The organism is Saonia sp., from assembly GCF_056326165.1.
Genome location: NZ_JBWFBN010000009.1, coordinates 151,591 through 162,265 on the forward strand (window position 1 = coordinate 151,591; position 10,675 = coordinate 162,265).

20 protein-coding genes are annotated in these 10,675 nt (G+C 36.8%); all 20 read right to left on the reverse strand.

Annotated elements, in window-relative coordinates; all coding sequences use genetic code 11:
• Positions 1-543 (reverse strand): 50S ribosomal protein L6, encoded by a 543-nt coding sequence (gene rplF / locus AC000W_RS09875; RefSeq protein WP_474747947.1) that lies wholly within the window; start codon positions 541-543, stop codon positions 1-3.
• A gap of 20 nt (positions 544-563) precedes the next feature.
• A complete protein-coding gene (rpsH, locus tag AC000W_RS09880; RefSeq protein ID WP_474747948.1) occupies positions 564-962 on the reverse strand; it encodes a 30S ribosomal protein S8 in 399 nt (132 codons plus the stop codon).
• Positions 963-983: 21 nt separating this feature from the next.
• Positions 984-1,253: a 30S ribosomal protein S14 gene (rpsN, locus tag AC000W_RS09885; protein WP_027880200.1), complete on the reverse strand. Its 270-nt coding sequence runs from the start codon at positions 1,251-1,253 to the stop codon at positions 984-986.
• Between the two features lies 1 nt (position 1,254).
• Positions 1,255-1,806 (reverse strand): 50S ribosomal protein L5, encoded by a 552-nt coding sequence (gene rplE / locus AC000W_RS09890; protein ID WP_474747949.1) that lies wholly within the window; start codon positions 1,804-1,806, stop codon positions 1,255-1,257.
• A gap of 2 nt (positions 1,807-1,808) precedes the next feature.
• On the reverse strand, positions 1,809-2,120 hold the full coding sequence (gene rplX / locus AC000W_RS09895) for a 50S ribosomal protein L24 (protein ID WP_474747951.1): 312 nt from the start codon (positions 2,118-2,120) through the stop codon (positions 1,809-1,811).
• A gap of 18 nt (positions 2,121-2,138) precedes the next feature.
• Positions 2,139-2,507, reverse strand: a complete 369-nt coding sequence (gene rplN, locus AC000W_RS09900) for a 50S ribosomal protein L14 (protein WP_167966124.1) — start codon at positions 2,505-2,507, stop codon at positions 2,139-2,141.
• Between the two features lie 2 nt (positions 2,508-2,509).
• A complete protein-coding gene (gene rpsQ, locus AC000W_RS09905) occupies positions 2,510-2,767 on the reverse strand; it encodes a 30S ribosomal protein S17 (protein WP_167966126.1) in 258 nt (85 codons plus the stop codon).
• Between the two features lie 13 nt (positions 2,768-2,780).
• Entirely contained in the window at positions 2,781-2,972 is a 192-nt protein-coding gene (rpmC, locus tag AC000W_RS09910; protein ID WP_474747952.1) for a 50S ribosomal protein L29, read from the reverse strand.
• 19 nt (positions 2,973-2,991) lie between these two features.
• Positions 2,992-3,411 (reverse strand): 50S ribosomal protein L16, encoded by a 420-nt coding sequence (gene rplP / locus AC000W_RS09915; protein WP_167966130.1) that lies wholly within the window; start codon positions 3,409-3,411, stop codon positions 2,992-2,994.
• Between the two features lie 19 nt (positions 3,412-3,430).
• Positions 3,431-4,150: a 30S ribosomal protein S3 gene (gene rpsC / locus AC000W_RS09920; RefSeq protein ID WP_474747954.1), complete on the reverse strand. Its 720-nt coding sequence runs from the start codon at positions 4,148-4,150 to the stop codon at positions 3,431-3,433.
• Positions 4,151-4,159: 9 nt separating this feature from the next.
• The gene (rplV, locus tag AC000W_RS09925) at positions 4,160-4,567 is read right to left on the reverse strand and encodes a 50S ribosomal protein L22 (protein ID WP_474747955.1); all 408 of its coding nucleotides are present in this window, start codon (positions 4,565-4,567) and stop codon (positions 4,160-4,162) included.
• 3 nt (positions 4,568-4,570) lie between these two features.
• Positions 4,571-4,849: a 30S ribosomal protein S19 gene (gene rpsS, locus AC000W_RS09930; protein ID WP_474747956.1), complete on the reverse strand. Its 279-nt coding sequence runs from the start codon at positions 4,847-4,849 to the stop codon at positions 4,571-4,573.
• 14 nt (positions 4,850-4,863) lie between these two features.
• A complete protein-coding gene (gene rplB / locus AC000W_RS09935; RefSeq protein ID WP_474747957.1) occupies positions 4,864-5,688 on the reverse strand; it encodes a 50S ribosomal protein L2 in 825 nt (274 codons plus the stop codon).
• Positions 5,689-5,697: 9 nt separating this feature from the next.
• A complete protein-coding gene (gene rplW / locus AC000W_RS09940; protein ID WP_167966151.1) occupies positions 5,698-5,988 on the reverse strand; it encodes a 50S ribosomal protein L23 in 291 nt (96 codons plus the stop codon).
• A 7-nt stretch (positions 5,989-5,995) separates the two neighbouring features.
• Positions 5,996-6,625, reverse strand: coding sequence for a 50S ribosomal protein L4 (gene rplD / locus AC000W_RS09945; protein ID WP_474747959.1), 630 nt, complete (start codon positions 6,623-6,625; stop codon positions 5,996-5,998).
• Complete coding sequence (rplC, locus tag AC000W_RS09950; RefSeq protein ID WP_474747960.1) at positions 6,625-7,242, reverse strand: 50S ribosomal protein L3; 618 nt, start codon at positions 7,240-7,242, stop codon at positions 6,625-6,627. Before rplC ends, rplD begins: the two co-directional genes overlap by 1 nt.
• Positions 7,243-7,404: 162 nt before the next feature.
• Positions 7,405-7,710, reverse strand: a complete 306-nt coding sequence (gene rpsJ, locus AC000W_RS09955) for a 30S ribosomal protein S10 (RefSeq protein ID WP_007094989.1) — start codon at positions 7,708-7,710, stop codon at positions 7,405-7,407.
• A gap of 13 nt (positions 7,711-7,723) precedes the next feature.
• Positions 7,724-9,850: an elongation factor G gene (gene fusA, locus AC000W_RS09960; RefSeq protein ID WP_474747962.1), complete on the reverse strand. Its 2,127-nt coding sequence runs from the start codon at positions 9,848-9,850 to the stop codon at positions 7,724-7,726.
• 12 nt (positions 9,851-9,862) lie between these two features.
• Positions 9,863-10,339, reverse strand: coding sequence for a 30S ribosomal protein S7 (gene rpsG, locus AC000W_RS09965; RefSeq protein WP_474747963.1), 477 nt, complete (start codon positions 10,337-10,339; stop codon positions 9,863-9,865).
• 22 nt (positions 10,340-10,361) lie between these two features.
• Positions 10,362-10,675, reverse strand: a 314-nt coding sequence (gene rpsL / locus AC000W_RS09970; RefSeq protein WP_474747964.1) for a 30S ribosomal protein S12, incomplete at its 5' end; no start/stop codon positions are given.

Consider the following 10,675-nt stretch of genomic DNA (forward strand, 5'->3'; position numbering starts at 1 on the left):
TTAAGCTGATTTACCTGCTTTTCTTCTTAATTGCTCTCCAACAAACTTCACACCTTTTCCTTTGTATGGTTCTGGTTTACGGAAAGATCTTATTTTTGCTGCAACCTGTCCCACCAATTGTTTATCGTGAGAAGTTAATTTTACGGTTGGATTCTTACCTTTTTCAGAAGTAGTTTCAACTTTAACTTCTGGAGCAATATCTAATACGATATTATGTGAAAAACCAAGAGCCAATTCTAATTTTTGACCTTGATTACTGGCTCTATATCCTACACCAACCAATTCTAATTCTTTTGTCCATCCTTTTGATACTCCCTCAACCATATTGGTAACCAATGATCTATACAGACCATGCTTTGCCTTATGCTCTTTGGAATCTGAAGGCCTTGCAACAGAGACTTCTCCATCTCCAACCTTAATTTCAACTCCAGAAAATTCTTGGGTTAATTCCCCCAATTTACCTTTAACAGTCACAACATTGTCCTTTACCTCAATGTTTACACCTTCTGGGATTGCTACTGGATTATTACCTATTCTAGACATTTTCTAACTCTTTGCTCTTATTAATAAACGTAACACAAAACCTCACCACCAACATTCTCTTTCTTGGCTTGTTTGCTAGTCATTACTCCATGAGAAGTAGATACAATAGCAACTCCCAAACCATTAAGCACTCTTGGTAACTCATCAGAAGCAGCATACTTACGCAAACCTGGCTTACTGATTCGTTGTATTTTTCTAATTACAGGTTCTTTAGTAGCTTTATCATACTTTAAAGCTATCTTAATTATTCCCTGTACTGCTTCTTCCTCAAATTTGTAACTTAAAATATATCCTTGATCAAATAATATTTTAGTCACTTCTTTCTTTAAGTTAGAAGCTGGTATTTCTACTACTCTATGTCCAGCGCTGCTGGCATTTCTAATTCTTGTTAAGTAATCTGCTATAGGATCTGTAACCATTTTCTTTTACCTTTTAAAGTCTTACCAACTTGCTTTTTTAACTCCAGGAATCAAACCTTTATTTGCCATCTCTCTGAACATTACCCTAGAAATTCCAAAAGTTCTCATATATCCTTTTGGTCTACCAGTTAATTTACAACGATTGTGCATACGAACTGGAGATGCATTTTTTGGTAATTTTTGCAATGCTTCATAATCACCCGCTTCTTTTAAAGCTTTTCTCTTCTCTGCATACTTTGCTACAGTCTTAGCTCTCTTTACCTCACGGGCTTTCATTGATTCTTTAGCCATACTAATTCTTTTTAAAAGGTAGTCCCAATTCTGTTAATAATGATTTTGCTTCCTTATCCGTTTCAGCAGAAGTAACAAATGTAATGTCCATTCCATTGATTCGGTTTATCTTATCTATATTGATTTCAGGAAAGATAATCTGTTCTGTAACTCCAAGGCTATAATTACCTCTACCATCAAAACCAGTAGCTCTAATTCCTTGAAAATCTCTTACCCTTGGTAATGCAGAAGTTATCAACCTATCCAAAAATTCATACATTCTCTCTCCACGTAAAGTAACTTTTGCCCCAATTGGCATACCCTTACGTAATTTAAATGCCGCAACATCCTTTTTAGACATAGTGGATACTGCTTTTTGTCCAGTAATGTTGGTCAACTCATCCACCGCATGGTCAATCAATTTTTTATCTGCAACAGCAGCACCAACTCCTCTACTAACCACAATTTTTTGCAGTTTTGGAACTTGCATTACATTTTTGTAACCAAACTCGTCCTTAAGCGCAGTAACTACACGCTCTTTATATTCTTCTTTTAATCTTGGAACGTACCCCATAACTAAATTACTTCATTGGATTTTTTGGAAAATCTAACTTTTTTTCCATCTCTTATCTCATACCCAACCCTTGTTGTATCACCAGATTTAGAATCTATCAATGCCAAATTGGAAATATGGATTGGAGCTTCTTTCTTAACGATACCACCTTGAGGGTTTTTAGCACTCGGCTTCTCATGTTTAGACACCATATTAGCACCTTCAACTATCGCTTTATTCTTCTCACGGTCAACAGTCATCACTTTACCTTCAGTCCCTTTATGGTCCCCAGCAATGATTCTAACTGTATCTCCTGTTTTTATTCTTAATTTCATCTTCTTACCAAATAAATATTAAAGTACTTCCGGCGCAAGAGATACAATTTTCATGAATTGTTTATCTCTAAGTTCTCTGGCAACTGGTCCAAAAACCCTTGTTCCTCTCATTTCCCCTGTTGGGTTAAGCAGTACACATGCGTTATCATCAAATCTGATATAAGAACCATCTGGTCTTCTTACTTCTTTCTTTGTTCTAACAACAACTGCAGTTGATACAGCTCCTTTTTTAATGGCTCCATTAGGAGTAGCTTCTTTTACAGTAACTACTATTTTATCGCCAATAGATGCGTATCGTCTTTTTGTACCTCCAAGCACACGGATAGTCAAAACTTCCTTTGCACCCGTATTGTCCGCTACCTTTAATCTAGATTCTTGCTGTAACATAATTATTTAGCTCTTTCTAGGATTTCAACCAATCTCCAACACTTAGTCCTACTCAACGGTCTTGTTTCCATTATTTTAACGGTATCACCTTCGTTGCAATCATTCTTTTCATCATGAGCAACGTACTTTTTTGTCTTTAAAACGAATTTACCATACATAGGGTGTTTTACTCGCTTTACTTCAGAAACCACTATTGATTTCTCCATTTTGTTGCTGGTGACAACGCCTATTCTTTCTTTTCTTAAATTTCTATTTTCCATAAGGCAGAATCAATTATTGTAATTCCCTTTTTGTTAATTCTGTTGCCAATCTTGCCACAGTTCTTCTTACTTTTCTTATTTGAAGAGGATTCTCCAATGGTGTAACTGAATGGGCAATTTTCAAATCTGCATGTTGCTTGCTAAATTCAGCTAATTTATTTTTCAGTTCCTCAACTGATAATTCTTTTACTTCTGTTTGTTTCATAATCTTAAAGCCTTAAAAATTAAGCTGAATAATCTCTTGCAACAATAAACTTAGTTTTCACCGGTAACTTCTGTGCTGCCAATCTCAAAGCTTCTTTAGCAACATCCATTGGTACTCCAGCAACCTCAAACATGATTCTTCCTGGTTTAACAACAGCTACAAAATATTCTGGTGCTCCCTTACCCTTACCCATACGTACCTCAAGAGGCTTCTTAGTAATAGGCTTGTCTGGGAAAATTTTTATCCACATTTGCCCTTGCCTTTTCATATATCTAGTAGCAGCTATACGAGCAGCTTCTATTTGACGAGCAGTAATGAAGTGTGAATCCAATGATTTTATACCGAACATACCATTGGAAAGTTGGTGTCCTCTCTGGGAATTACCCTTCATACGTCCCTTCTGGGCTTTACGGAATTTTGTTCTTTTCGGCTGTAACATTTTTCTTTACTTTAAAAAATTACTTTCTACGACGTGGTTTTTTTCCTCCATCATTCTGCTTTCCTCCTTTTCCTTGACCCTTGGTCATACCAACCAATGGAGAAAGCTCTCTCTTACCATAAACCTCACCTTTCATAATCCATACTTTAATTCCCAATCTACCATAAGTGGTATGAGCCTCATGCAATGCATAATCTATATCCGCTCTAAAGGTTGACAATGGAATTCTACCATCTTTATATGATTCTGAACGTGCCATTTCAGCACCGTTCAAACGGCCAGAAATTTGAATTTTAATTCCTTCCGCATTCATTCTCATTGCCGCAGCGATTGCCATTTTGATAGCACGTCTAAAAGAAATTCTACTTTCTATCTGACGAGCAACACTTGCAGCTACAAGATTAGCATCTAATTCTGGTCTTTTAATTTCAAAGATGTTTATCTGTACTTCTTTATCTGTTATCTTTTTAAGTTCCTCTTTTAACTTATCAACCTCTTGACCACCTTTACCAATAATTATACCTGGCCTTGCAGTAGTAATTGTTATAGTTATAAGCTTTAAAGTACGCTCTATGATAACTCTGGACACGCTAGCTTTTGCCAAACGAGCATGTACATATTTTCTAATCTTGTCATCTTCAGCCAATTTATCACCATAGTCGTTACCACCATACCAGTTGGATTCCCACCCTCTGATGATACCTAGACGATTTCCTATTGGATTTGTTTTCTGTCCCATACTATTGTTCTAGCTTTCGATGTTATTGTTAGATCCCAAAACCAATGTTACATGGTTGGAACGTTTTCTTATTCTATGTGCTCTACCCTGTGGAGCTGGTCTCAATCTTTTCAGCATGCTACCACTATCTACCATAATCTCTTTAACAAATAGATCTGCATCTTCTATATTGGCCTCCTCATTTTTAGATTCCCAATTTGCAATTGCAGAAAGTAATAACTTTTCCAATCTACGAGAAGCTTCTTTTGGGCTAAATTTTAAAATAGCCAATGCTTTTTCTATTTGTTCTCCTCTTACCTGATCTGCAACTAAACGCATTTTTCTAGGTGAGGTAGGGCAATTATTCAACTTAGCAAAAGCAATTTGCTTTTTTTCAGCCTTTATTTTTTCGGCCATCTGTCTTTTTCGAACTCCCATAGCTTACTTTTTACCTTTATTTTTTGCACCAGCATGACCTCTAAAAGATCTAGTAGGTGAAAATTCTCCCAATTTGTGTCCCACCATGTTCTCTGTTACATAAACAGGAACAAATTGTCTTCCATTATGAACAGCAATGGTCAAACCAACAAAATCAGGCGTTATCATTGATGCTCTAGACCAAGTTTTAATAACAGTTTTCTTTCCAGACTCAACATTTTGTTGAATCTTTTTTTCTAAACTGAAGTGAACAAAAGGTCCTTTTTTTAGTGAACGTGCCATTTCTTTCTACTTTTTTATTTCTTTCTACGTTCTATTATATATCTATTGGTGCTCTTTGTTTTAGAACGAGTTCTAAAGCCTTTAGCTGGTATACCATTCTTAGATCTTGGATGACCACCTGAAGCTCTACCTTCACCACCACCCATTGGGTGATCAACAGGGTTCATCGCTACTGGTCTAGTTCTTGGTCTTCTACCCAACCATCTACTTCTACCAGCTTTACCAGATACCAATAATTGATGGTCAGAGTTTGAAACCGCACCAATGGTAGCTAAACAGTTTACCAACACCAATCTAGTTTCACCAGAAGGTAATTTTACAGTAGCAAACTTGCCCTCTCTTGCCATTAACTGAGCAAATGTTCCAGCACTTCTTGCCATTACAGCTCCTTGTCCAGGACGCAACTCTATACATGACACAATTGTTCCCAAAGGAATATTACTTAATGGAAGTGCGTTGCCAATTTCTGGAGAAGCATTCTCTCCTGAAGAAATCTTTTGACCCACTTGCAACCCATTCTGAGCAACAATGTATCTTTTTTCACCATCGGTATATTCTACCAATGCAATAAATGCTGTTCTGTTTGGATCATATTGTATAGACTTAACTTCAGCAAGAACATCTTGTTTCTCCCTTTTAAAATCTACGATACGATACCTTCTTTTATGACCTCCCCCTCTATGACGAATGGTCATTTTTCCTTGACTGTTTCTACCTCCGGACTTTTTTAACGGAGCAAGCAAGCTTTTCTCCGGCTTATCAGTAGTAACCGAGTCAAATCCGTTTACTACTCTAAAACGCTGTCCAGGAGTGATTGGTTTTAATTTTCTAACTGACATTTTTTGTCTTTATAGATTACTGTAAAAATCAATAATATCTCCTTCTGCCACATCTACAATTGCCTTTTTAATGGCATTTGTTTTCCCATGCTGCACACCTGTTTTGGTGTAACGGGATTTACGACTTGGCCCATAATTCATGGTACGAACTTTTTCAACAGAAACACCATAAGCAGCTTCCACAGCTTCTTTAATCTGAAGCTTGTTTGCTTTTGGATCTACCATGAAGCCATAACGGTTATATAATTCGCTATCAGCAGTCATTTTTTCTGTAATAATTGGCTTTATCAACACACTCATGATTTACCTACTTTTTTAAGTTCGCTTCTATTCCTTCCAAAGACCCTTCCAAAAGCACAATATTATTTGCATTTAATATTTTGTAAGTGCTTAATTCTGAGTTGTTTACAACCTCGGAACGCTTCAAATTGCGTGACGACAAATATACATTATTATTTGAATCGCCCAACACAAATAAAGATTTTTTGTTTTCTAATCCTAAAGACTTTAAAACTTGGATAAAATCCTGTGTTTTTGGAGCTTCAAAATTGAAGTCTTCAATAACTAAAACAGCTTTTTCTTTTGTCTTAATACTCAAGGCAGATTTTCTTGCCAAACGCTTCACATTTTTGTTAAGCTTTTGAGTATAATCTTTAGGTCTAGGTCCAAAAATTCTACCACCACCTCTAAAAACTGGAGATTTAATACTACCAGCACGAGCGGTACCTGTTCCTTTTTGTTTCTTTATCTTTCTAGTACTACCTGCAATCTCAGCTCTTTCCTTAGATTTATGAGTACCTTGTCTTTGATGTGCCTGATACTGTTTTACATCTAAATAAATAGCATGCGTATTAGGCTCTATTCCGAAAACATCGTCAGAAAGGTTTGCCTTTCTGCCTGTTTCTTTTCCTTTAATATCTAAAACTGCTACTTTCATTACTTCTCAATAGTTATGTAAGCGTTTTTATGACCAGGAACACAACCTTTAACTACGATAAGGTTCTTTTCTGGAACTACTTTTAAAACTCTAAGGTTTTGAACAGTTACACGTTCACCACCCATTCTACCGGCCATTCTCATTCCTTTAAATACTCTTGCAGGATAAGAAGCAGCACCAATGGAACCTGGAGCTCTTAATCTATTGTGCTGACCGTGCGTTGACTGTCCTACACCTCCAAAGCCATGTCTTTTAACAACACCTTGAAAACCTTTTCCTTTAGATGTTCCAACAACATCTACAAATTCTCCTTCTACAAAAAGATCCACTCCAATGGAGTCTCCTAATTTGTATTCACCTTCAAAACCTTGGAATTCTACGACTTTCTTTTTAGGAGAAGCACCTGCCTTTTTAAAATGACCCAATTCGGGTTTATTTGCACGTTTTTCTGCCTTGTCATCGAAACCAAGTTGAAGGGCACTGTACCCGTCTACCTCTTCGGTTCTGACTTGGGTAACTACGCATGGTCCAGCTTCGATAACTGTACATGGGACATTCTTCCCATTTTCATCGAAAATGCTGGTCATACCTACTTTTTTTCCTATTAACCCAGACATATTTATATTTATTAATTATTCAAACTCTTTTTTTGTTTGTCAACTTTGTGACAAAAAAACAGGGTCAAAAATAATTCGACCCCGAATATATTTTTTCTCCATTTTTCCTTTGCGAAACGCGCCGGACATGTATTTGAAAGCAAAGCCTTCAATTTAAAAGCACTATACCTTAATTTCAACCTCAACTCCACTTGGCAATTCAAGCTTCATTAAAGCATCAATTGTTTTTGATGAAGAGCTATAAATATCCAACAACCTCTTATAGGAACTTAATTGGAATTGCTCTCTAGACTTCTTATTTACGTGCGGTGAACGCAAAACTGTAAATATCTTCTTATGCGTTGGTAAAGGTATTGGACCTGTAACCACAGCACCAGTAGTCTTTACCGTCTTTACAATCTTTTCAGCAGATTTATCCACCAAATTGTGATCGTATGATTTAAGTTTTATTCTAATCTTTTGACTCATCTTACCTATTAGTTTAAGCGGTTACACCTTTAGCTGCTTTAATAACTTCTTCCGCAATATTGGATGGTGTTTCTGCATAATGTGAAAACTCCATCGTAGATGTTGCTCTACCAGAAGACAATGTTCTTAACGATGTTACATAACCAAACATTTCTGAAAGTGGCACTTCACCTTTTACAACTTTAGCACCAGCTCTGTCTGACATATCATTAACCTGACCTCTTCTACGGTTCAAGTCACCAACAATATCACCCATATTTTCTTCTGGTGTAATAACCTCCAATTTCATAATTGGTTCCATAAGAACAGCACGCGCAGCTTTTGCAGCGGCTTTATATCCCATTTTTGCAGCCAATTCAAAAGATAGTGAATCAGAATCCACAGCATGGAAAGAACCATCTTTTAAAGTAACTTTCATACTATCCATTTCAAATCCAGCCAAAGGACCATTCTTCATAGCCTCTTTAAAACCTTTTTCTACTGAAGGAATATATTCTTTAGGAATGTTACCACCCTTAATAATATTTACAAACTCCAATCCAGATGCACCTTCTTCAGCAGGTTCCATTGTAAATACAATGTCTGCGAATTTACCACGTCCACCAGATTGTTTCTTGTAAACTTCTCTATGATTAGCAACAGCTGTAAGAGCTTCTTTATACTCAACTTGAGGTTGCCCTTGGTTTACTTCAACCTTAAACTCACGTCTTAATCGGTCAACAATAATATCTAAGTGAAGCTCACCCATTCCAGAAATAATTGTCTGCCCAGATGCTTCATCAGTCTTTACTTGAAAAGTTGGGTCTTCTTCAGCCAATTTAGCCAAAGACATACCTAACTTATCAACATCTGCCTTTGTTTTAGGCTCAACAGCAATACCAATTACTGGATCCGGGAAATCCATAGATTCCAATACAATTGGGTGTTTCTCATCAGACATGGTATCACCAGTCTTAATATCTTTAAACCCAACTGCTGCACCAATATCTCCTGCTTCAATATAATCGATAGCATTTTGCTTATTAGAGTGCATTTGGTAAATACGAGAAATACGTTCTTTTTTACCAGACCTATTATTCAATATATATGAACCAGCATCCAACCTACCTGAATAAGCGCGGAAAAATGCCAAACGACCTACGAATGGATCCGTAGCAATTTTAAATGCCAAAGCAGCAAACGGCTCTTTAACATCTGGTTTTCTTGAAATTTCAGCATCCGTATCAGGATTAATCCCAACAATAGCATCTTTATCAATAGGAGAAGGCAAATACCTACATACAGCATCCAACAAAAACTGAACTCCTTTATTTTTAAAAGAAGAACCACATATCATTGGTATGATGCTCATATCCATTACAGCAGCTCTTAATGCAGCATGCACTTCATCCTCGGTAATAGAGTCTTCATCTTCGAAGAATTTCTCCATCAAGTTTTCATCGTATTCAGCAACAGCTTCAATCAAAGCAGCTCTATACTCTTTTACTTCAGCCTTCATATCTTCAGGAATGTCAACCGTATCAAAAGTTGCCCCAAAGTTATCCTCATGCCAAACAATGGCTCTATTCTTTACTAAATCTACTATGCCTTTAAAGTCAGCTTCATCTCCAATTGGCAAAACAATAGGCACAGCATTAGAACCCAACATTTCCTTAACCTGCTTATTTACCATAAGAAAGTTAGCACCTTGTCGGTCCATTTTATTTACAAAACCAATACGTGGCACTTTGTAATTATCTGCTAATCTCCAGTTAGTTTCAGATTGTGGCTCAACACCATCAACTGCACTAAACAAGAAAACCAACCCGTCTAAAACCCTAAGGGAACGGTTAACCTCAACTGTAAAATCAACGTGACCTGGAGTATCTATTATATTAAAATGATACCCTTTTGTTTCATTTGTAGGTTTTGCGTTTTCTAAAGGAAACTGCCATGTACAAGTAGTAGCAGCAGAGGTAATGGTTATTCCACGTTCCTGTTCTTGCTCCATCCAGTCCATTGTTGCAGCACCATCGTGCACCTCACCAATTTTATGACTTACTCCTGTATAAAAAAGTATACGCTCTGTTGTTGTTGTTTTACCAGCATCAATATGAGCTGCAATACCTATATTTCTTGTGTACTTTAAATCTCTTCCCATTTCTATATCTGATTAAAATCTAAAGTGAGAGAATGCTTTATTTGCTTCGGCCATTTTGTGAGTATCCACTCTTTTCTTAACCGCAGCACCTTCTTCTTTTGAAGCAGCTAATATTTCTGAAGCTAATTTCTGAGCCATGGACTTTTCATTTCTCTTTCTAGAGTAACTAATAAGCCATTTCATAGCAGTAGAAATTTTTCTATCTGGTCTAATTTGCATTGGAATCTGAAATGTAGCACCACCTACTCTTCTACTTCTTACTTCTACATGTGGCATTACATTAGATAATGCATCTTTCCATATTTCCAAAGCTGCTTTCTCGTCATCAGTCTTTTTTTCCTCTACAATATCTATGGCATCGTAGAATACTTTAAAAGCGATTGATTTTTTTCCATCCCACATCATCATGTTCACAAAACGAGTTACCAGCTGATCATTAAATCTTGGGTCTGGTAAAAGCGGTCTTTTTTTCGCTTGTTTTTTTCTCATGTCTTCTCTTTAAAAGTTTTAATTACTTTTTAGGTCGTTTTGCTCCGTACTTAGATCTTCGTTGAGTTCTTCCTGCAACACCTGCGGTGTCCAAAGCTCCTCTAACAATGTGATAACGTACTCCTGGCAAATCTTTTACCCTTCCGCCTCTTACTAATACTATCGAGTGCTCTTGCAAATTGTGTCCTTCACCAGGGATATAAGCATTTACTTCCTTTCCATTGGTTAACCTTACCCTTGCAACTTTACGCATTGCAGAGTTTGGTTTCTTTGGAGTAGTTGTGTAAACACGCGTACAAACCCCTCTTCTTTGAGGACACGAATCCAAAGCAGCCG

Excerpts from the sequence above, each read along its gene's own strand:
- rplF (WP_474747947.1), bottom strand. The coding sequence starts at position 543 with ATGTCTAGAATAGGTAATAATCCAGTAGCAATCCCAGAAGGTGTAAAC.
- rpsH (WP_474747948.1), bottom strand. The coding sequence starts at position 962 with ATGGTTACAGATCCTATAGCAGATTACTTAACAAGAATTAGAAATGCC.
- rpsN (WP_027880200.1), bottom strand. The coding sequence starts at position 1,253 with ATGGCTAAAGAATCAATGAAAGCCCGTGAGGTAAAGAGAGCTAAGACT.
- rplE (WP_474747949.1), bottom strand. The coding sequence starts at position 1,806 with ATGGGGTACGTTCCAAGATTAAAAGAAGAATATAAAGAGCGTGTAGTT.
- rplX (WP_474747951.1), bottom strand. The coding sequence starts at position 2,120 with ATGAAATTAAGAATAAAAACAGGAGATACAGTTAGAATCATTGCTGGG.
- rplN (WP_167966124.1), bottom strand. The coding sequence starts at position 2,507 with ATGTTACAGCAAGAATCTAGATTAAAGGTAGCGGACAATACGGGTGCA.
- rpsQ (WP_167966126.1), bottom strand. The coding sequence starts at position 2,767 with ATGGAAAATAGAAATTTAAGAAAAGAAAGAATAGGCGTTGTCACCAGC.
- rpmC (WP_474747952.1), bottom strand. The coding sequence starts at position 2,972 with ATGAAACAAACAGAAGTAAAAGAATTATCAGTTGAGGAACTGAAAAAT.
- rplP (WP_167966130.1), bottom strand. The coding sequence starts at position 3,411 with ATGTTACAGCCGAAAAGAACAAAATTCCGTAAAGCCCAGAAGGGACGT.
- rpsC (WP_474747954.1), bottom strand. The coding sequence starts at position 4,150 with ATGGGACAGAAAACAAATCCAATAGGAAATCGTCTAGGTATCATCAGA.
- rplV (WP_474747955.1), bottom strand. The coding sequence starts at position 4,567 with ATGGGAGTTCGAAAAAGACAGATGGCCGAAAAAATAAAGGCTGAAAAA.
- rpsS (WP_474747956.1), bottom strand. The coding sequence starts at position 4,849 with ATGGCACGTTCACTAAAAAAAGGACCTTTTGTTCACTTCAGTTTAGAA.
- rplB (WP_474747957.1), bottom strand. The coding sequence starts at position 5,688 with ATGTCAGTTAGAAAATTAAAACCAATCACTCCTGGACAGCGTTTTAGA.
- rplW (WP_167966151.1), bottom strand. The coding sequence starts at position 5,988 with ATGAGTGTGTTGATAAAGCCAATTATTACAGAAAAAATGACTGCTGAT.
- rplD (WP_474747959.1), bottom strand. The coding sequence starts at position 6,625 with ATGAAAGTAGCAGTTTTAGATATTAAAGGAAAAGAAACAGGCAGAAAG.
- rplC (WP_474747960.1), bottom strand. The coding sequence starts at position 7,242 with ATGTCTGGGTTAATAGGAAAAAAAGTAGGTATGACCAGCATTTTCGAT.
- rpsJ (WP_007094989.1), bottom strand. The coding sequence starts at position 7,710 with ATGAGTCAAAAGATTAGAATAAAACTTAAATCATACGATCACAATTTG.
- fusA (WP_474747962.1), bottom strand. The coding sequence starts at position 9,850 with ATGGGAAGAGATTTAAAGTACACAAGAAATATAGGTATTGCAGCTCAT.
- rpsG (WP_474747963.1), bottom strand. The coding sequence starts at position 10,339 with ATGAGAAAAAAACAAGCGAAAAAAAGACCGCTTTTACCAGACCCAAGA.